The organism is Neobacillus sp. 204 (genome assembly GCF_046562815.1).
Lineage (GTDB): Bacteria > Bacillota > Bacilli > Bacillales > Cytobacillaceae > Neobacillus.
The window spans coordinates 23932-43735 of the sequence record NZ_JBJORY010000020.1 but is presented as its reverse complement, the minus strand read 5'-3'; the positions used below and the strand labels follow the sequence as shown (position 1 = coordinate 43735).

Annotated in this window: 18 protein-coding genes and 2 pseudogenes; 17 read left to right on the top strand and 3 right to left on the bottom strand. The window is 37.7% G+C overall.

The window, feature by feature from the left end; all coding sequences use genetic code 11:
• The first annotated feature begins 65 nt into the window (after window positions 1-65).
• The 9 genes and pseudogenes from ACJ004_RS26975 (at window position 66) to ACJ004_RS26935 (ending at window position 9397) form a co-directional block, all read left to right on the top strand.
• On the top strand, window positions 66-869 hold the full coding sequence (locus ACJ004_RS26975) for a sugar phosphate isomerase/epimerase family protein (RefSeq protein ID WP_410896173.1): 804 nt from the start codon (window positions 66-68) through the stop codon (window positions 867-869).
• Window positions 870-885: 16 nt separating this feature from the next.
• A complete protein-coding gene (locus tag ACJ004_RS26970; protein ID WP_410896172.1) occupies window positions 886-2178 on the top strand; it encodes an ABC transporter substrate-binding protein in 1293 nt (430 codons plus the stop codon).
• Window positions 2179-2253: 75 nt separating this feature from the next.
• Entirely contained in the window at window positions 2254-3195 is a 942-nt protein-coding gene (locus ACJ004_RS26965) for a carbohydrate ABC transporter permease (RefSeq protein ID WP_410896171.1), read from the top strand.
• Window positions 3196-4008, top strand: a complete 813-nt coding sequence (locus tag ACJ004_RS26960) for a carbohydrate ABC transporter permease (protein WP_410896170.1) — start codon at window positions 3196-3198, stop codon at window positions 4006-4008. It abuts the gene before it with no gap.
• Window positions 4009-4082: 74 nt separating this feature from the next.
• Window positions 4083-4244 (top strand): annotated as a pseudogene (locus tag ACJ004_RS26955) (sugar phosphate isomerase/epimerase); the annotation flags it as partial.
• Window positions 4245-4428: 184 nt separating this feature from the next.
• Window positions 4429-6225: a glycoside hydrolase family 2 protein gene (locus tag ACJ004_RS26950; protein WP_410896169.1), complete on the top strand. Its 1797-nt coding sequence runs from the start codon at window positions 4429-4431 to the stop codon at window positions 6223-6225.
• A 250-nt stretch (window positions 6226-6475) separates the two neighbouring features.
• On the top strand, window positions 6476-7420 hold the full coding sequence (locus ACJ004_RS26945) for a glycoside hydrolase family 43 protein (protein WP_410896168.1): 945 nt from the start codon (window positions 6476-6478) through the stop codon (window positions 7418-7420).
• A 96-nt stretch (window positions 7421-7516) separates the two neighbouring features.
• Window positions 7517-8446, top strand: a complete 930-nt coding sequence (locus ACJ004_RS26940; RefSeq protein ID WP_410896167.1) for an aldo/keto reductase — start codon at window positions 7517-7519, stop codon at window positions 8444-8446.
• Window positions 8447-8476: 30 nt separating this feature from the next.
• Window positions 8477-9397, top strand: a complete 921-nt coding sequence (locus ACJ004_RS26935; protein WP_410896166.1) for an NAD-dependent epimerase/dehydratase family protein — start codon at window positions 8477-8479, stop codon at window positions 9395-9397.
• A 558-nt stretch (window positions 9398-9955) separates the two neighbouring features.
• Here the strand turns inward: ACJ004_RS26935 and ACJ004_RS26930 are convergent.
• Complete coding sequence (locus ACJ004_RS26930) at window positions 9956-10360, bottom strand: VOC family protein (protein ID WP_410896165.1); 405 nt, start codon at window positions 10358-10360, stop codon at window positions 9956-9958.
• Between the two features lie 149 nt (window positions 10361-10509).
• Window positions 10510-11271 (bottom strand): polysaccharide deacetylase family protein, encoded by a 762-nt coding sequence (locus ACJ004_RS26925; protein ID WP_410896164.1) that lies wholly within the window; start codon window positions 11269-11271, stop codon window positions 10510-10512.
• A gap of 439 nt (window positions 11272-11710) precedes the next feature.
• Here ACJ004_RS26925 and ACJ004_RS26920 point away from each other — a divergent pair, with 439 nt between their 5' ends.
• On the top strand, window positions 11711-13207 hold the full coding sequence (locus tag ACJ004_RS26920) for a S8 family peptidase (protein ID WP_410896163.1): 1497 nt from the start codon (window positions 11711-11713) through the stop codon (window positions 13205-13207).
• A gap of 301 nt (window positions 13208-13508) precedes the next feature.
• Here ACJ004_RS26920 and ACJ004_RS26915 read toward each other — a convergent pair.
• Window positions 13509-13664, bottom strand: a pseudogene (locus ACJ004_RS26915) (ZIP family metal transporter); the annotation flags it as partial.
• A 190-nt stretch (window positions 13665-13854) separates the two neighbouring features.
• Between ACJ004_RS26915 and ACJ004_RS26910 the strand changes: the two are divergent.
• The 7 genes from ACJ004_RS26910 to ACJ004_RS26880 all read left to right on the top strand — a co-directional run bounded on the left by ACJ004_RS26910 (window position 13855) and on the right by ACJ004_RS26880 (window position 19689).
• Complete coding sequence (locus tag ACJ004_RS26910) at window positions 13855-14502, top strand: hypothetical protein (RefSeq protein WP_410896162.1); 648 nt, start codon at window positions 13855-13857, stop codon at window positions 14500-14502.
• 484 nt (window positions 14503-14986) lie between these two features.
• Window positions 14987-15901, top strand: a complete 915-nt coding sequence (locus tag ACJ004_RS26905) for a VOC family protein (protein ID WP_410896161.1) — start codon at window positions 14987-14989, stop codon at window positions 15899-15901.
• A gap of 433 nt (window positions 15902-16334) precedes the next feature.
• Window positions 16335-16730, top strand: coding sequence for a transcriptional regulator SpxA (spxA, locus tag ACJ004_RS26900; RefSeq protein WP_410896160.1), 396 nt, complete (start codon window positions 16335-16337; stop codon window positions 16728-16730).
• Window positions 16731-16826: 96 nt separating this feature from the next.
• Window positions 16827-16961: a BA3454 family stress response protein gene (locus ACJ004_RS26895; protein WP_410896159.1), complete on the top strand. Its 135-nt coding sequence runs from the start codon at window positions 16827-16829 to the stop codon at window positions 16959-16961.
• A gap of 152 nt (window positions 16962-17113) precedes the next feature.
• Entirely contained in the window at window positions 17114-17572 is a 459-nt protein-coding gene (locus ACJ004_RS26890) for an RrF2 family transcriptional regulator (protein ID WP_410896158.1), read from the top strand.
• A 49-nt stretch (window positions 17573-17621) separates the two neighbouring features.
• Window positions 17622-17957 (top strand): IDEAL domain-containing protein, encoded by a 336-nt coding sequence (locus ACJ004_RS26885; RefSeq protein WP_410896157.1) that lies wholly within the window; start codon window positions 17622-17624, stop codon window positions 17955-17957.
• Window positions 17944-19689: a hydantoinase B/oxoprolinase family protein gene (locus tag ACJ004_RS26880; RefSeq protein ID WP_410896156.1), complete on the top strand. Its 1746-nt coding sequence runs from the start codon at window positions 17944-17946 to the stop codon at window positions 19687-19689. The genes ACJ004_RS26885 and ACJ004_RS26880 overlap by 14 nt, the downstream gene beginning before the upstream one ends.
• Window positions 19690-19804: the final 115 nt, after the last annotated feature.

Below are 19804 nucleotides of genomic sequence, written 5' to 3'. Positions count from 1 at the left end.
AAAAGGAAATGGGGCTGGAAATTCTTAGTCCCTTCATATAAATCTGAATTTAAAGGAGGAGAATCATGAAATTAGCTACGCAGGACCGTGGATTCTTTGGGGAAAGCTTTAAGGAGAAATTAACAAAAGTAAGAGAATTGGGTTTTGAAGGATTAGAGATTGGCGGGAATGTTCTAATTGATCGCTTTGCTGAAATTAAACAGGCAATAAGCTCAACTGGGGTTCCAATCAGCTCCATTTGTGGCGGTTACCGAGGATGGATCGGAGCTTTTGAAGAAGAAGAAAGAAAAAAGGCAATCTCTGATATTGGTGAAATCTTTCGATATACAGCAGAAATTGGTGCAACAGGTGTCATTGTACCTGCAGCCTTTGGAATTTTCTCCAGAAAACTTCCTCCATTTTCTCCTCCAAGATCAATGGAAGATGACCGTGAAACATTATTAGATTCATTAAACAAACTGGATGTATTGGCGAAAGAAGCAGGAAGCACTTTATTCTTGGAACCTCTTAATAGATATGAAGACCATATGATTAATAGATTAGAACAAGCTGCTTCCTTGATTAATGAAGGCGGATTCTCACACGTTAAAATTCTTGCAGACTTTTTCCATATGAATACCGAAGAAGCTAATATATCAGAAAGTATCCTCGCTACTGGAAATTTAATTGGTCACGTTCATTTAGCTGACAGCAACCGTTTAATGCCTGGTCAGGGACATATCGATTTTGAATCCAGTTTTAACACCCTTCAAAAAATTGGCTTTAATCAATTCATGTCTATCGAATGTGAAATTTCCGGTGATCCAGAACAGTCTTATCTTGATTCTGCAGCTTTTCTTCAATCTTTTATTAAACCTGGTGTGGCATAAAAAAGGAGGAAAAACGATGGGGTTAGGAAACCGATTTAAATTAATCGCTTTATCTACAGCATTACTTTCAAGTCTTGTCCTTGGAGCCTGCAGTAATAAAGCTTCGGGAGACGAAGCAAATGTTATAAAAGTACCGAATGCAGATATATGGGGTGAGGAAAGTTCAGCATTAAAAGTCATGTATGACTTATATCAAAAAGATCATCCGAAAATTAAATTAAAACAAGTGACAGTTAAGGAAATGGGAACGGCACTTGCAGCAGGGGAAGCTCCAGATTTAATTTTACAAGGACCTTTTGAAGCGGAAGAAGCTTATAAACAGGGATACATTGAGCCACTGAATAAATACTATGAAAAATATAAATACGATAAAGATATGTTTGGCTGGGCAAAAAATTCCTATTTATTTAATGGGAAATATATTGGGATTCCTTGGAACTATGAAGGCCTAATGCTTGTGTATAATAAAACAATGTTTGATAAAAATGGCTGGAAAGTACCGACAAATTATAATGAAGTCACAGCACTCGTTAAGCAAATGGAAAGTAAGAGTATTATACCTTTTGCGTGGGGTACATCCGATTGTGCAGGATGCGACGACTGGTGGGTTTCGAGTATGGTAAATAGTGTCCTAGGCAAAGAAGGGGCAAAACAACTTTTCTCTGGTGATAAAAAATGGACTGACCCTAAAATTGTAGAGGCCGTTCAACGATACTCAGATTTCTGGAATGAAGGACATGTGACCAACAAAAAATCTCAGGCTATTTCTCAAACAGATGCGACGCAGTTATTTATCACCGGCAAAGCGGCGATGAAATTAGACGGGACCTGGAGCTTAGCTTCAGACCTCAAAACTGATTTTGAAGTAGGTTATGCACCATTTCCAAGCTGGGCTCCAGATGGTAAACCAATCATTCCATTGGGTATTGGGGGTGGTTTTACTATTAATGCCAAGTCCAAACATAAAAAAGAAGTGGCTGAATTGTTAAGTTATTTTTTTCATAAAGAGGTAGTCCAAGCTATGGCCAAAAATGGAATCGTTGAGCCAATTAAAGCAGACTATAGCGGTATGAACTTTAGGCCAAATGTTAAAGAGGCTTTAGATCTTATTAATGAGGCAGCCGCTAAGGGCGAATCTGGCTATCAAACCTATTCTTATGCATCGCCAAGCGTTGTAGAAGTTCTAGAAAACGATTTCGCTAGTGTGTATTTGAAAAAGACGTCTGTTATAGACTGGCTTAAAAAATTACAAAAACAGAAGGAAAAAGACGCAAAGGATGGAACCCTTTATAAATTAGAAAACTATTAAAATACTGATTAGCTCAAGGTATCTATTTATTCATGTAGATACCTTCGGGTTTTTTACCAACAAAGGGGGAGGAACATGGAAATTTCAAACTTAAATGAAAGTACAGCAAAATTAGTAATAAAACGAGAAGTAAAACCCAAAAGAAGGCTAAAAAAGGAAAGATGGATTGGCTGGATGTTTATTGTCCCAGGACTATTATTTCATATTTTAGCTGTGACCCTTCCTGCCGTCATGTCTTTATATTTGCCTTTCACTGAGTGGAATGGTTTAAACACTCCAAAGTTTATTGGTCTAAGAAATTTCATCGAGGCGTTCCAAGATTCAATAGTATGGACAGCCTTTCTCAATAACATAAAATGGGCAGCATTCTGGATCACAATTCCAATCACACTTGCCTTTGTCTTAGCACATTTATTGCGAAAAGTTAAAAGGGGACAAACCCTTTATCAGGCAACCTATTTTTCTACATCTATTATAACTGTCACTGTAGCCGGACAAATCTGGTTCTGGATTTATAATCCATTTAGCGGTGTTAATTTTTATCTTGATAAGGTTGGTCTCAAATTTTTAGAATGGCCGGGATTAACTATACCAGCTCTTGCACTATTTTCTGTGCTAATAGCCGATATGTGGAAAGGGTTTGGAACCAATGTAATCTGGCTTCTGGCAGCCATGACGCAAATGGACCCTTCCCTAGAAGAGGCAGCGAAAATGGACGGAGCAGGAAGGGTTAAAATCATGTGGCACGTCATTGTCCCTCAGTTAAGACCGACATTGACGATTATTGTTTTATTAACCATGTTAGGTTCCTTCGGGGCATTTGAAATGGTATACGTTATGACCAATGGGGGCCCAGCCCATGTGACGGAAACCTTGTCTACTTATTTCTATAACCTGAGCACAACGGGAAGGAGAGCAGGATATGCCTCAGCTGTTGCTCTTTTTCAAATGTTTGTTGCTATTATTATCATTGCTGTTTATGCCTACTTAACGAAAAAGAAAGGCTGGGAAGTATAAATGAAGAGAAAACTGCCTTGGCGTCATATCCCTTTAGCACTTGTAGCGATCTATGCCCTATTTCCTATGTATCTGTTATTTATTAATTCATTCAAAACAAAAACTGAAATTATTAAAAATCCAATGGGGTTCCCCACTGAATGGACACTTCAGAATTATTCCATTGCATGGCAACAGGGGAATTACAGTGTAGCCTATCTCAACACACTTATTATTACGGGAGCAACTGTGATATTAGTTTGTATACTTTCTGGATTGGCTGCTTATGCACTATCCCATTTAATTATTCCAGGAAAAAATATTTTTTTAGGTTACTTATTCATATCCATGAGCCTCCCAATGGGTTTTATTCCAATCTTTTTCATGGCTGTAAAGTTTAACCTGATTAATACGTATTGGGGGGTAATTATTCCATACGTTGGAGGAGGGTTTGCTTTTAACGTGTTTTTATTAAGAGCCTACATGGTAGGAATTCCTAAGGAATTACTAGAATCCGCAAGAGTAGATGGCTGTGGGACACTCGGAGCCTTTTTTAGAATCATTCTTCCGCTTAGCAAGCCAGCATTTATTATTGTTTCCATTTTTTCTGCACTCGGAACCTGGAACGAATTTTTCCTTGCAAATGCAATTTTGCAAACAGAAGAGGTAAGAACTGTTTCTACCCAATATTTAAACTTTACCAGCAAATATGGAACCAACTGGGCTTTAATGGCTGCAAGCGGTGTTATTACTGTTATTCCAATGATAATATTATTTTTATTATTAACAAGAAGGTTTATTTCCGGATTACAGGAAGGTGGAGTGAAGTTTTAAATCACTCTTACTATTAATCTAAAAAATCGTATATATTAAACTACTATATTAGAAAATAACAAGAGGGAACGAAAATGAAATTAGGTGTATTTACAGTACTGTTTGGAAGTAAAGGCTTTGAAGAAATGCTTGATTATGTGAAGGAGTCAGGATTGGATGCCATTGAACTGGGAACAGGTTCCTACCCAGGTACAAGTCATTGTAATCCTGATGAACTGCTTGAAAGTCCTAATAAACTAAGGTCGAGACATTATAATTGGAATCGAAAAATGTCTAATGGGGTTAATGTTAAATAGAAACAAAAATAGCATGTAAACGCGCCTATGGTGAAGCTGATGAGGGAGCGTCTAGATAGATTAGTAGAATGAAACACAATTTATTACGTATTTAATAAAACTTATCGTCTAGGGAGAGAAGAAGATGAACTTTCGTCAAGAGTATCCAAGACCACAACTTGTTCGTAAAGATTGGCTGAATCTAAACGGAGTTTGGGCATTTGCATTTGATGATGAGAACATTGGAACAGAGGAAAAATGGTTCAAACAAACAAGCAACGCATTTAATAAGGAAATTAAAGTGCCATTTGCATACCAGACCAAACTAAGTGGAATTGAAGACCTGACTTTCCATGATGTCGTTTGGTATAAGAGAGAATTTGAAATTCCTGCTAGCTGGAAGGGTCAACGAGTCATCCTACATTTTGGGGCGGTAGATTATCGTGCTTGGGTCTATGTAAATGAACAATTTGTTGGGTTCCACGAAGGAGGTCATACTGCTTTTTCATTTGATGTTACGGATTATTTAATTGAAGGAAAAGGAACGATTGTCATTAAGGTAGAAGATCCCTCAACAGATGAAACCATTCCACGTGGGAAGCAGTCTTGGATTGAGAAGTCTGAAGGAATTTGGTATACCCGTACAACTGGTATTTGGCAAACCGTTTGGTTAGAAGCAATTAATTCAACACATATATCAAAATTAAAGTTTACACCTGATGTAGATCAAGGAGAAATAGGGGTTGAGTTTGAAGTTTCTGGGAACTTAACTAAATTGGTTGTTCAATTTGAAATTAAATTTAATGGGGAAAGAGTAGTAAGTGACACGATCTCAATCAACGAAAAATATTTCAAACGATCATTTAATTTATATAAACATAAAATCTTTCGTACTAGCTTCCATCGTGATGGATGGAACTGGACACCAGAGAATCCGAATCTTTTCGATGTAAAAGTAAAATTGAAAGAAGATGGAACATTACTAGATGAAATTAGTTCTTATTTTGGTATGAGAAAAATCCACATCGAAAATGGTATGGTGTACCTAAATAATCGACCATATTACCAAAAGTTAGTATTAGATCAAGGATATTGGCCAGAAAGTCTCCTCACAGCATCGACGGATGAAGACTTTATCATGGATATTCAACTTTCAAAATCTATGGGATTTAACGGCTGCCGTAAACATCAAAAGGTAGAGGACCCGCGCTTCCTTTATTGGGCTGACCAATTAGGTTACCTTGTTTGGGGTGAGTGTGCATCGTCGCCTTCTTTTAATGAAGATGCAGTTGCACGACTTACAAGAGAATGGATTGAAATTATTGAACGAGATTATAATCATCCGTCAGTTGTTGCTTGGGTACCACTTAATGAGAGCTGGGGGATTCCAAATGTTCGTGACAACCGCCAACAGCAACACCATTCATTGGGCATGTATCACCTGATCCATTCGATTGATCCCACTCGCCTTGTAATTTCAAATGATGGATGGGAGCTTACAAAAACAGATATTTGTGCCATTCATAACTATAACCATGGATCTAAAAGTGAAACTGAAAAGTACGAAAAGTATAAGGAAGATCTGGAGACAAAAGAATCGATTCTTTCTTCAAAACCTGCAAAAAGAGGGATATATGCTGATGGTTTTGAACATGTTGGAGAGCCGATTCTCTTAACAGAATTTGGTGGTATTGGTTTTAAAGCTGGTGATGACTCAGGTTGGGGATATACTTCTGTTCAAAATAATGAAGAATTCCTTGATGATTACAAACGAATTATGAAAGCTATTTACAGCTCTAAAATTTTATACGGCTATTGCTATACTCAGTTAACGGATGTTGAGCAAGAAATAAATGGATTATTAACATATGACCGGAAGCCAAAATGTGATTTAGAAAAAATTAAAGAAATCAACAATATGTGGCACCCAGGAACAATTTAATTCATTTGCGAAGGATCTTTTAGTAAACTTTATTGTTTTTGAATCATATTAAAGGTCATTTACCAAGATTACAAGGCGATTTTTGGTAATGTTTTTGACGAAAGGATGCCATGAAATATTTATAAATACGGGTTGAAATACTTATAAGAAAAACAACAATAGATGCAAAACAGACTTTGCGAAAAATTAAAAAGAGATCACGATTTTTTCATCCTTTGTAAAGAGGAGCTTGATATATAGGAGGTGCGAAATGGAAAAAGGATTTCGAACAATTCGAAAAGTAAAAACGGATGAAATCCATATAAGGGATCCATTCGTCTTTCCTTTTGAAAAAGAAAACAAATACTACTTATTTGGTACTACATTTGCTGATGGATGCGGGGATAAGGATCCTATTTTCGAGGTATATGTAGGTGAAAATTTGGCTGATTGGGAAGGGCCATACGTAGCTTTTAACCCTTCTAAGGGGTTTTGGGGAGTAAGGCATTTCTGGGCACCCGAAGTATTTGAAATAGATAGACGTTTTTACATGTTTGCAACGTTCAAAGGGGGAATTGGAGAATCTCGCGGGACAGGTATTTTAGTGTCTGATCATCCGGGGGGGTCATACAAGGTCCACAGTAAGGGTCCTGTTACTCCAAATAATTGGGAATGCTTGGATGGGACATTTTATGAGGATCGCAACGGGCAAAGATGGATTGTATTTTGTCATGAGTGGACACAAGAGTATGAAGGGAAAATTAAAGCTATTCGATTAAATAAAGAACTAAAGAAATCGTTCGGAGAGGCTGTCGAGATTTTAAACGCAGCGTCAATGGAGTGGATTCGACACTTTTGTGATCCGCGCATTGAGAAAGTTGGGTTTCTAACGGATGCTCCGTTTATGTACGAGGCGATAAATGGCGATTTAATTATGCTATGGTCAAGTTATTCTAAACCAAACTATAGCGATACAAGCTATGGCGGATATACTGTAGCTGTAGCTAGATCCAAGAGTGGTAATTTAGTTGGCCCGTGGACACATGATGAAGTGTTATTGATGGATAGAAACGCTGGACATTCGAGTTTATTTAGAGATTTTCAGGGGCAATTGTATATATCTACACATTATCCAGATACCCCTCATGGTAGTGAAAGGCCGTTGTTCGTAAAAGTACAAGAAAGAGAGAGTTGTTTGGAAATAGTAGATAATTAATATTTTTAAATTGAGAATTGACAAAGTAGTATTAAAGATTTACGCCAGAGTCACGTTTGAACAAATAATTGTATTTTAAGAGAGGGGTAAGTATAAATGGAACAACGTTTACTTGGTAAATCAGAATTGATGGTATCAGAAATTGGTTTTGGAGCATGGGCTATTGGGGGAGATGCATGGGGGCCAGTAGATGATGAACAATCTATTAATGCTATGAGTCGTGCGTATGAATTAGGCGTAAATTTTTTTGACACGGCCGATGTTTATGGTACAGGCCACAGTGAAAAATTGGTCAGTGAACTGATAAAAGGAAAAAGAGATCAGATTGTTCTTTCCACAAAGGGGGGACTCATGGGGCATTCACGGAAACCTGAACCGATTTATGAAAGCCCTAAAAAAGTGATTAAGGCATTTGAAGATAGTTTAAAACGTTTAAAAACAGATTATATTGATGTGTATTTCTGCCATATTTGGTGGCATGTTGAACAGGAAACAGAGGCTTTTCTTACAGCTTTTGAAAAATTGAAGGATGATGGAAAGGTTAAGGCAGTGGGAGTTTCTACTGATAATTTTGAATATTTAAAAGAGTTTAATTGTAACAAGTCTATTGATGTATTACAGGTGGAATACAGTATTTTGAATCGTTCAGCAGAAAAAGAAATTCTTCCATATTGCCTTGAAGAGAATATTGGTGTTGTTGTTCGAGGCCCATTACAAAAGGGTTTGTTAACAGGAAAGTTCACAAAAGAAACAACATTTACAGGTAATGATGTTCGTCAACATTGGGATCGAAAATGGTTTGAACACCAATTAGAAAAAATTGAAAAACTTAAAGAATTAGAGAGAGAAAATCGAACTCTTGGACAATTGGCACTACAATTTGTACTTTCCCATCCGGCAGTTACAAGCGCTATTCCTGGAGCAAAATCGACACGTCAAGTAGAACAGAATTTTGGCGCTTCTGTCCGTCCGTTACTAAGTAAAGAAGAATTGGAATATATCAATCTAATAAATCCTGTTAAATAAAAGCGGTAGATTAAAGAGAGGAGGATATAAATGAAAGTTTTAATTACGGGATCTGGAGGAAACTTAGGGAAAGTTCTGGCTCCAGCTTTGAGTACAAAAGGGCATGAACCAATTTTGTTAGATTATAGAAAAATAGATGGTACCCCTTATGAATTTATTCAAGGCGATGTTACAAATAGTACCTTTATTAGAAAGGCTACAAAAAACGTAGATGCGATTGTTCATGGGGCAGCACTTCATGGTATCCATTTGTCTAAATATACAGCTGATGATTTTTGGAACTTAAATGTCACTGGAACACACAATATTTATCAAGCAGCTATAGAAAATAATGTCGCTAAAGTGGTGTTTTGCAGTACAATGGGAGTTTATGGTGAAAGCATTTCTCATCAAGAAGGGAAGTACGCGGCTGTTACTGAAGATCATGCTTTACTTCCTAAAGATATTTACGGTTTAAGCAAACGATTAGGTGAAAATATGGCCGAATACTACTATCGTACTTATGGAATTAAGACCATTTCGCTTCGTTTAGGAATGTTTGTACCTGAGAATTTTATTCGATATGGATTTCGGCTCATAAAGGGGGGAGTCGATGATCGGGATGTTGCTTCTGCTTTTATTTTAGCATTGGAAAATGAAAATATCGGACTGGATGCTTTTAATATAATGTCAGACGTTCCATACTCTTGTGAAGATGAAACTGAATTATTTTCAAACCCAAGAAAAGTGATTGAAAAATATTATCCAGGTGCCAATGAAATTTTTACCGAAAAAGGTATTAACGTAGAAGAAATCCTGTCAATTTGGGGAAATACATATTGGCCTATTCATAAAGCGAAGGAGGTATTAGGATTCCAACCAGAATATAATTTTGAAGGATTTTTAAAAGCGCTTAAGAAGGACGATCTAGACTATTATCCTTTTGCGGATTTACCATGGTGGGGAGTTTAATCTCGATTCTATTGGTAAATGAATTTACAAAAAAACAAATTTTTTTATTAGTCACCTAAGGTCTGTTTTAAAAAGATGCCAATTTGTAACGTTAATAAAATTTTAGCTGAATAGATGTCAATTAATCTATCAGCTTAGTTCCTATAGAAAATGCAGTTATAAATAGAAAAGTCTTATTAGCTAAAAATCACATAGAGAAAAGAATGTAAACTCATTTTCCAGTAGTTTGTCTAGTTTTATACTATACAGGTTGGGGAAATGGGAAATGTACTAATTTGTTGACCTCACTTTGACCAAAAATCATTTAGAAGGGTATAACATTCGATTTCAATTCCCGTCAAGTAGACAGCTCTAAAAAGACTATGCAGCCATCGTGATCCGATATTCAACTGGAGCACGATGGTTTAGTCGTTTGTTGTATTTTTTAGACGTGTACTGGAATTCCTTATCCGAATGCAGGATGGTTCCGTGCACGTTTCTTTTTTTATTAAGGTCCTCCACTGTATCCAAAAATCAATTTTATGTTATTTCTATTTGATAGCTTCCACGTTACCGTACTTATTCTACTGTAAACATCCAACTAACTCCAAATTTGTCCTTCACAGAACCATGCAGCTTGGCAAAGAATGTTGGTTGAAGATCCATATGAACGGACCCGCCATCTTGGAGGACATTCCATGCCTGTTTAGCACGCTCTTCAGAGTCAAGCTCGACACTGATGACCACTTTCTCACTATTTGGAAAGTCCTGTTTTCCATCCGAGCCCATAATAATTCCTGAATCTGTTAATTTTAATTGTGCATGCAACACAAGATTTTTATCGCTCTCAGTAATAGGAAAATTAGGATCTGCCGGCATGTCACCGTATTTTTGTATTGCTATCATTTCTCCATCAAAAGCTTTTTGATACCATTGAAAAGCCTCTTCGCATTCTCTGTTAAACATTAAATAGGGTTTAATCATTTTAACATTCTCCTTTTTCATTAAATTAGGTTAGCCATGGTGCTGTTATTACAAAATGATCCTCTATGAACCAGCAATAATGGTCATATTTAATATTATACACGAACATTTGTTCTTTAATCAATATTATATAAAAAATTAAATTTTCTCTAAATAGGAAAAATTTCATAAGTGTCTGGAATGATTTGTGTGGAGCGGTAGAGCAGTTCAGATACAGTTACACATTTATACCCGTTCTTGTATAAAAAATCCAAAATAGTATCTAATGCTTTAACGGTTTGACAAGTTTGTGTATATTCACTGCCATGCCAATCATGAAATAGAATGATATTCCCTGGCTTTACTCCTTTTGTTATGGTGTTGCAAATTTGACTTACCGGGGGATCTGCCCAATCACGTGTATCTTGACCCCATGTCCATAAGACGACTACTTTTCCATTTTTTAATGCGGTGTTAATAATTAAATCATTATAATAACCTCCGACAGGACGAAAAAGTGACGGTTTAAATCCAGTGATTTTCTTAATAATTTTATCCGTTTCTTCTAACTCTGATGATAGTTTTTCTGAGGTCATATTTCCATATATATGGTGATAGGTATGATTGGCAATTTCGTGTCCTTCTTTTACTTCTCTTTTTAAAAGATCTGGAAATCTGATTACTTTATTACCCGCTACAAAAAAGGTAGCCTTAGCATTATACTTCGCTAATATATCAAGTATTTGAGGAGTGAAAATAGGATGAGGTCCATCATCAAAAGTAAGTGCAACTATTTTTTGGTTTGTATTCACTTCCCAAAAAACATGACCGGTTTTTTCATATACTTCACGACTGTGGGTAGAGGCGAGTGTATTTGTTTGATAAGAAAATAATGAAAAGATAAGAACTGTAACAATCACTATATTTTTCATAAGATTCACTCCATATTAATTTTAAACTTAGTTTATGGAGAATTGATTAAGAATATTTAATGAAAAGCAAAAGGTTGGTTCTTATTGAAATAGAGAGATTAAGGTGATTAAAAGCTCTCTTAAAAGAGATGTTCTCTAATATATTTGAAAAATTATCAAATTGTAAAAATGCTTGGAGTACTTCCAAGTGTTTTTTGGTCTGTCTCATCTTGGTATGTGAAGTAGATATATTTTACTATTATTTTGACAAAATGAGACAAGCATTAATGTTTTGGTGTTTTTATAGTTAATTATTCATCTTTATTTACGATAATATTACAAAATTAGCAAAGTCCTGTTACTTAATGTCGTTTTTAAGAGAGAAGTATCTATTTTCTTTCAAAAATAATCAACTTAAAATTAAGAATGTTAATAGAAAATAATAGAGGAGGTTTTTCTCATGAAGAAGAAAAAAAGGGGAATGGTAATGGTAGCCAGCGGTGTTTTGGCCATGTCTTTATTATCATTTTCAACTAGTATTCACACATCTGCAAAAACACAGACGGTCAATTCACAGACGGTAAGTAAAAACTTTCTGATTGCTTATAATCAGTCTTTGCCAAAGGACTATCAGACGGAAATAAAAAATGCAGGTGGAGTGGTGGTAAGAGCCATACCTGAGCTTGGCGCTCTTGAGGTACGCTCCTCCCAACCTGATTTTCTCAAAAAGCTGAATTCTACATCCATTGTTGCAGCGAATCTTGAGAACTCCTTTAAACTGGAAGATGGTAACCCAGAAGGGGCGGATGGCCTGCCTGTTGCCCTAACACCGGACTCTGATGGTACATATTGGAGTTCCCAATGGGATATTCGTCATTTAACAAATGAAGGGAAGTCATTCGCCATTGAATCTGGTGGCGCCAAAACAACGAGCGGAGTGGAACATGATGCGGTTGTTGGAATTATCGACTCAGGGATCGATGCAGAACATCCAGATTTAAAGGCAAACTTTATCGGTGGTAAAAACTTTGTACCTGCTGGTGGATATTATGGAGATGTACCAGAAGAGAATGGAAATCCAAGCAATGTAACAGATACAAACGGTCACGGAACACATGTAGCCGGTTCGATCGCCGGCAACGGAAAAGTGAAAGGTGTCGGTCCTGACTTAGGAATCCGTGCCTACCGTATATTTGATGCGAGCGGCAATGCACCTACAGCACCAATCGTTGCAGCAATTGTTCAAGCGGCCAACGATGGGGTCGATGTTATTAACATGTCCATTGGTGGATTTGATAGTCTGAAATATTACTATGAAGGCACTCGTTATAGTGATATTTCAGATGTCCTACTTTGGAAACGAGCTATTCAATATGCCGTAAAGAAAAATGTAACCATTGTGGCCTCAGCAGGAAATGATTCCCTAAATTACGCGGATAAAAAATCACTGACTGACTATATGAATGCTTCCTATGCCGATTTAGGAATCCAATATAGCGGCGTAACGATTGAGGTGCCTGGTAGCACGCCTGGAGTAATCAATGTCTCGTCCTCGAATAAATGGTCAACCAATAAGCTTGCTTTTTATTCAAACTATGGAAATGGCTTTATCGATGTAGCGGCCCCTGGCGGAGATAACGGACCTTTATATGATGCAACACGAGATTTAAATCAACGTGATTTCACTAATCGAGCACTCTCCACATGGCCAAGATACCTGAATGCTTATTTTACGGTGCAAAAAAATGAAGGCTACGCATACTTGCATGGAACATCAATGGCGGCACCAAAAGTAGCTGGAATCGCAGGAGTCATTAAGGCTGCACATCCCGATTATACTCCATCTCAAGTAGAGGCACTAATCGAAAAAACAGCACTTGACTATGGTAAAACCGGGCATGATGAATTATATGGATCTGGTGAAGCGAATGCGTATACGGCTTTAACTGGTAAATAACCTAAATGGTGCCTGACACCCTAACGAAAATGGAAGTCTTCTTCGCAATCGAAGAGACTTCCATTTTGCGTTAGGGTGTTTAAGAGTAGAGGAGAGATAGGAAAGTTTACCATCGTTACCGATTTTCAAAGAATTTAAATTGAAATTTTCGAATATAGTAAAACAGTTCTTGAAAAATATAATGTGACAGCAACAATTTAGCCTAATGCCACATCGAGAATCATCATCAATACAAAACCAACCATTAAACTCATAGAAGCGAGGTCTTTATTACCTTTTTCTTGTGAACTTAATAAGAATCCCATGCTGCTGGAAACCAAGCTCCTATGGAATTGTCAGCTGACAATTCTATGGCTGGACCCAGTAAAGACCAGTAGCTAGCAGCAATCATGACACCCCCAACAAATCCTAACATACTATCTAACAATCGCTGGTTTATTGTTTTAGTTGCAAATAGGCTCGTAAAAATGTATTAATCGTCTAACCATTTACCGTAATATGGAATACTATAAAAGTATGATTGCTTCGCTGAATCAAATCTCATAAATTGTTACTCGTTCAATTGTCCAAGCAGTTAATAGAAAAAGCCTACTATGAAAGTACGATAAGGCGCAGTAATCAAAAAAAATTTGAAAGGAGTGATGATATTGCCTATTACAAAAAGAGCAACGCTAGTTAGTAATTCCGCTTCTACCTATTTCTCGACTCTGAGTAGACAAGATGCTATTAATGGGGCATTGGGAATTTCAACGGCAACCAATGGCTTAGTAGCGGAGAATGGCCAGCTATTTCCGTTTTGGCCGGAACTAGTATATTACGCTGCATTGGGTCAGCCCAATCCTCAATATGTATGGAATGACGCTACTCCTGCAGGACCTGAAACTATGTATTTTGCTCAAGCATTCTCCCTGCCGATTCTTACGGGGACTGTAACACGTCTTGCTACCGCAGAAACTTTTAGCGATAACGCTCACACACTGTTTCTTCAAGAATTTACCCGTGTGGATCTGCCTTTACTTCCTCCACAGATCACAGTTGTAAATGAAATTACACCTCCAGGAGGAATAGTTGACGGCAGCTCTAGCGATGCTGGACAAGCTTCCGCTCCTCCATTCAGCTGGCAGACCATATCCAAATATTCTAATGTTTACATCCCTACTCTTCCTGTTGCTGTCCCTGGTCTAATAAATTACGCTTTCGTAGTATCTTACGAAGTTTTTAACTATTCACCAAATGGTCCAGCTAATCCTGCGGGTCTTCAATACATTGTTGAACTGTATGACGACTTGTTGTAAAACATCAAAATATGTAATGGACACCAGCCAGGAGCTTTCTCATGGCTGGTGTTTTGCCATCAATGAAATAAAACCATAATTACTCCTTGCCAAAGATCTTCGGTTTCCATAATAAGCTGCAGGACTGGTCACTTGTTGGGGCAGAATAAATAATCCAACAATCAATGGAAAAAAGAGCTATCAAAAAGAAACATAAACCTGTCTCTTTTGATGGCTCTTTTGTTTTTTAAGCTAACTTAAATGAGATATTGCTGTTAATCATGTAGTGGACACAAACAAATGTCAAAAGGGGAGGCTTTTTTCAAATAGGTTAGATTTCGGAAAATGATTGAACATTTATTTTACAGGACTTCTCGCTTTTTTGGCGAATGATAGAGAGAGGAAATATTTTTTTAACTCCCTTGAGTCTAACTAAATTCTTTACATTAGAATTTTGTAACATTCTTGTTGCATAATAATTATCAGAAAATAAGGAGGAATAACTATGTCAAAATCAAAACCAAAAATCGTCCCGCATTTATGGTATGACAAGGAGGCAAAAGAAGCAGCCGAGTTTTACACTTCCATTTTCCCAGACTCAAAAATTACGAATGTAAGAACAATCCACAACACACCATCAGGCGACTCCGATATTGTCTCGTTTGAGCTTTGGGGGCAGAAGTTCATGGCAATCAGCGCAGGGCCTTTTTTCAAGCTCAATCCATCGGTATCTTACATCGTAAATTTTGACCCATCGCGAGAAAAAGACGCGGGAGAAAAAATAAATGAGGTTTGGAACAAATTGTCGGAAGGTGGCACAGTGTTAATGCCACTTGATAAGTATCCGTTCAGTGAGAAGTTTGGCTGGATCCAGGATAAGTATGGTTTTTCCTGGCAGTTAATCCTTACCAATCCAGAAGGTGAAGAGCGGCCTCCATTAGTGCCGTCACTTTTGTTTGTCGGAGATAATTGCGGCAACGCGGAAGAGGCGATTAATTTTTATTTATCCGTATTTAAGGACGCAAAGCAGGGACTTTTCGCTCGCTACCCTAAAGGCATGGAACCTGACAAAGAAGGAACCATCATGTTCGCTGATTTCATGCTTGAAAACCAATGGTTCTCCGCAATGGATAGCGCGCATGAGCACAAATTCAGTTTTAACGAGGCATTCTCATTTATGGTGTACTGCGACACACAAGAAGAGATTGATTATTACTGGGAAAGGCTTTCTGCAGTTCCTGAAGCCGAGCAATGCGGCTGGCTGAAAGATAAGTTTGGTTTATCCTGGCAGATTGTGCCAACTGGGATGGACGAGATGATGAGCAAGGGCACTCCAGAGCAACTGGCGCGAGTAACGAACGCCTTTCTTAACATGAAGAAATTTGATCTAGTGGAGTTACAGAAAGCGTACAAAGGATAATGAGAATACAGTTACGGAGATCTGAGCTAGTGGAGGCAAGAGAGTTTAGAGAACTGCTTAAATGAAACTATGTTTTCCCTTGATGAATGATATCTTTACATAAAAATGTTTTTAATCTTTGAGAAATGCTATCAATTCTGTAATTTTTTAGTAGGTGTACTATTTTTGGTACACCTTTTTGTCTATAATGATGGTAGGTATAATAAGATCGTATGATAGGTAATAGCATTGGACCAGCGGAGCAAATTAAAAAGGATAGATGTTTTGATGATGGGTATGTCAAAATGTCACTTATACACATATGATATTCAATCCAAAACTTTACAATTGACAAAACAAACTGTAACGATTAAATTTACAGTATAGCAACTGTAATGTTTTTGGTTACATTTTAATAGGTTGGCCAAAATATACGTAAGGAGTGTGTGAAAGTATGGTGACTTTGTATACAACACCAAGCTGTGGTTCTTGTCGAAAAGCAAAAGCTTGGCTGGAGGAACATCAAATCGAATATATGGAAAGAAACATTTTAGCTAACCCCCTTACAGTCGATGAGATTAAATCGATTCTTCGCCTGACTGAAGAGGGGACTAGCGAAATTATTTCAACGAATTCAAAGGCGTTCAAAGAATTAAATATAAATATTGAATCTCTTCCGCTTAATGAATTGTATAAATTAATCATGGAGCATCCCACAATGGTGCGTCGCCCAATTATCCTGGACGAAAAAAGATTACAAGTAGGATATAACGATGACGAAATTCGTAGTTTTCTGCCCCGTAAGATTCGAACCTATTTGTACAACGAATTGCAAAAAGAGGCTAATTAAAATAAAAAAATTAGGGTAAAATGCTTAGTGTCAACACATATAGCTATAACCTTAATATCTTCATTTTATATATGTATTTAAAAGGAGGAAAAACGGATGATTGAAGTATTCGTGACAGTAAATTATAAAGATCGAAATTACCATACCAATGTCATAGTGGAAAAAGATATGACATGGGAAAAAATTAAACGAATTGCAGAAAAACAAGTCAAAAAACAATGGGATGTTTAAATAAATCCTCCTTTTCCATGAACTAAGATATCCTTGACTAACCAATCTGTAATTTTCAGTATTACAGTACGATAGTAATTTTAAAAAAGAGGCAGAAAATACATGTAATAGTATATATAGATGAAAAGTTTTATGTCTTAGGAGGCAAGCTCATGAATAGTGATTTTACCCTTGCCATTCATAGTTTATCTTTTCTTGCGCTACAGCCGGACCGTATGTCAACTAGCGAGTCCATTTCAGAAAGTGCTGGCGTTCATCCGGTACGCATTCGAAAAGTGCTAAGTTTGTTAAAAAAACATGGATTTATTAAATCGAAAGAGGGAACTGGCGGCGGATTTATTTTTGCGCTAGATCTAAGTGAAGTAAATCTTTGGGATATATATAAGATAACCTCAGAAGGTGCTTTGCAGCCAAAGTGTCCTGAATCCAATGAAAAGTGTATTGTCGGGGCGAATATGCAAAGAGTTCTATGCAGCATTTTCTTTGGTGCGGAAGAGCATATGGGAGAATATTTAAAGGATTATACAATTAAAGAAGTTGTTGATCTTGTTTATAAGCGGAAGAGACCTGACTTCTTCGAGAAAAATGTAATAAAAAAAGTTACAGTATAATGCATATCCTGCTGAATGAACCATAAAAAATAAAGAGGGTGAGAAAAGTATGTTCTCCAACAATAATACGGTTTTAAAAACAGGTGATTGGATTAAGGCAGAATCACCCGAAGGCGAATTAATCATTGGTTATATTGAATCGCTGTCTAGTCTAGAAGGAGTAGTGAAGGTAACAGTCGTTACAAGTGACAATAATCAAACGATTGGCAAAACCATACCAATTTTAAGTAAACGGGTTAAAAAGATGCCTGTGTCAAATGTAACCAACAAGACACAAATTGAATTTCTCCTAGATTTGGCATTATCAACAGGGGATAAGGAATGGTTTTTGGCGCTTTCATCGGAGTTAAACGCGATGAAGATGCTTGCTGATGGAGTACATTAAAACTACACATCGAATACCGATTACCTTGATAAATAAAAATGCTGGTCAGATTGGGGACGAAATGTTTTATGCACTTGCGAGAACGTCCATGAGCCCAATCATTTACGAGGTGCTTGATTATGCGTGCGGCTTAACCAATGCAAAGGGACAGCTGATCAGCCAGGGCAATGGAGTAACCAGCTTTATCGGCATGTTAAGCCCGATGGTTCAGCATGTCTTACAAAAATATGATAATGGCCTTCGTTTAAAAGACGGAGATATTATTATTATCAAAGATCCTTATGTTGGCGGCGGATCCCATTTATCAGATGTCGGATTAGTCATGCCGATTTTCTATGATGGAGAACTGGTTGCCTTTTCAGCAAACAAGGGACACTGGACAGAAGTAGGCGGAAAGGATCCCGGATCTTTTACGAGCGATTCGATCGAAATCTACCAAGAGGGCCTGCAGCTACCGGGAGTGAAACTCTTTGATGAAGGAAGAATCAATCAAGCAGTAGTGGATATTATTGCAACGAATGTCCGCATGCCTGAACTCTCTTTAGGTGATATGTGGGCCCAGGTGGCTGCACTAAGAACAGGTGGAAAAAGATTCATAGAATTATGCCGTAAACACACGAAAGAACTGGTAATCACCGCAATCCAAAACCTGTTAAAACAGGGTGAGAAGCTGGCAAAACAAGAATTGGCCTCACTGCCAAAAGGAACGTTTACGGCAGAGGATTTTATTGAGGGAGATCCTGCAAAGGGAGGACCGTATCCGATAAAGGTAAAGGTTACCATCACGGATGACCGATTTATTTGTGATTTTCGCGGCAGCCACCCTCAGGTAACGAACCCTGTAAACTGTTCTTCATTTGGGTTGTTAGCGGGTGTTCGGGTGATGTATTTAGGCATCATAGGACCTTCGCAAAACATCAATGAAGGGGTTTTTAAACCATTAGAAATTTTAACGGACAAGGGTTCCATTGTTTTAGCTGAGCGTCCTGCACCGGTATCGATGAATTTCGAAGCACGGATCGGGGCGGCCGATTTGATCTGGAGAGCATTGGCACCGGTTTTACCAGACCGGCTGACGGCTGGACATTTATTGTCTGTATGTACGGTCGTATTAACTGGAAAACATCCGGACACCAATGACCCGTTTCTCATTGTGGAGCCGTCTGTCGGCGGCTGGGGAGCAGGAAAAGGACAGGACGGAGAGCGCGGGCAATTTTGTATGGGCGATGGTGAAACGTATAATATTCCATTAGAAGTCGCTGAAACGAGATACGGCGTCCTTGTAGATGAATACAGTCTTCGCTGCGACGGGGAAGGTGCAGGAGAATATATTGGCGGATCAGGCGTGGTTCGTTCCTATTGCGCTTTAAATGACCATCAGAAGGTTTCAGTCAGCTTTGGCCGCCATTTATTTCCGACATGGGGGATGAATGGCGGTGATAATGGTTCTACTAATTTTGTAAAAATAGTTACCGCTGACGGCCAAACCATCGGACCGGTGGGTGTGACGGCAAGATATCCGTTAAATAAAGGGGATGTCATTCAATTGGTGACAGCAACAGAAGGCGGATATGGGAATCCATTAAAACGACCAGTTGAAAAAGTAGCAAGCGATGTGATGAACGGATATATTTCAGTGGAACAGGCAATGGATAAGTTTGGGGTCATCATTGATCCGGAAACGTTTGAAATACTAGGAGAAACAGAGGCTAGGATTTGTTTTAATCAATAGATTTATTTTCAAAAAGCGAGGCTGATTATAAAAAATGCCTCGCTTTTTTTATTTATTTCATATAATTAAAAGATTCCTAAATTGGGATTGGTTTAGCTAGATTAGGAATAGTAAA

What these genes read in the sequence shown, in the direction of transcription:
- ACJ004_RS26945 (WP_410896168.1), top strand. Translation starts at nt 6,476, where the DNA reads ATGGAAAAAGGATTTCGAACAATTCGAAAAGTAAAAACGGATGAAATC.
- ACJ004_RS26975 (WP_410896173.1), top strand. Translation starts at nt 66, where the DNA reads ATGAAATTAGCTACGCAGGACCGTGGATTCTTTGGGGAAAGCTTTAAG.
- ACJ004_RS26940 (WP_410896167.1), top strand. Translation starts at nt 7,517, where the DNA reads ATGGAACAACGTTTACTTGGTAAATCAGAATTGATGGTATCAGAAATT.
- ACJ004_RS26905 (WP_410896161.1), top strand. Translation starts at nt 14,987, where the DNA reads ATGTCAAAATCAAAACCAAAAATCGTCCCGCATTTATGGTATGACAAG.
- ACJ004_RS26950 (WP_410896169.1), top strand. Translation starts at nt 4,429, where the DNA reads ATGAACTTTCGTCAAGAGTATCCAAGACCACAACTTGTTCGTAAAGAT.
- ACJ004_RS26880 (WP_410896156.1), top strand. Translation starts at nt 17,944, where the DNA reads ATGGAGTACATTAAAACTACACATCGAATACCGATTACCTTGATAAAT.
- ACJ004_RS26960 (WP_410896170.1), top strand. Translation starts at nt 3,196, where the DNA reads ATGAAGAGAAAACTGCCTTGGCGTCATATCCCTTTAGCACTTGTAGCG.
- ACJ004_RS26930 (WP_410896165.1), bottom strand. Translation starts at nt 10,360, where the DNA reads ATGATTAAACCCTATTTAATGTTTAACAGAGAATGCGAAGAGGCTTTT.
- spxA (WP_410896160.1), top strand. Translation starts at nt 16,335, where the DNA reads ATGGTGACTTTGTATACAACACCAAGCTGTGGTTCTTGTCGAAAAGCA.
- ACJ004_RS26935 (WP_410896166.1), top strand. Translation starts at nt 8,477, where the DNA reads ATGAAAGTTTTAATTACGGGATCTGGAGGAAACTTAGGGAAAGTTCTG.
- ACJ004_RS26920 (WP_410896163.1), top strand. Translation starts at nt 11,711, where the DNA reads ATGAAGAAGAAAAAAAGGGGAATGGTAATGGTAGCCAGCGGTGTTTTG.
- ACJ004_RS26965 (WP_410896171.1), top strand. Translation starts at nt 2,254, where the DNA reads ATGGAAATTTCAAACTTAAATGAAAGTACAGCAAAATTAGTAATAAAA.
- ACJ004_RS26970 (WP_410896172.1), top strand. Translation starts at nt 886, where the DNA reads ATGGGGTTAGGAAACCGATTTAAATTAATCGCTTTATCTACAGCATTA.
- ACJ004_RS26885 (WP_410896157.1), top strand. Translation starts at nt 17,622, where the DNA reads ATGTTCTCCAACAATAATACGGTTTTAAAAACAGGTGATTGGATTAAG.
- ACJ004_RS26890 (WP_410896158.1), top strand. Translation starts at nt 17,114, where the DNA reads ATGAATAGTGATTTTACCCTTGCCATTCATAGTTTATCTTTTCTTGCG.
- ACJ004_RS26895 (WP_410896159.1), top strand. Translation starts at nt 16,827, where the DNA reads ATGATTGAAGTATTCGTGACAGTAAATTATAAAGATCGAAATTACCAT.
- ACJ004_RS26925 (WP_410896164.1), bottom strand. Translation starts at nt 11,271, where the DNA reads ATGAAAAATATAGTGATTGTTACAGTTCTTATCTTTTCATTATTTTCT.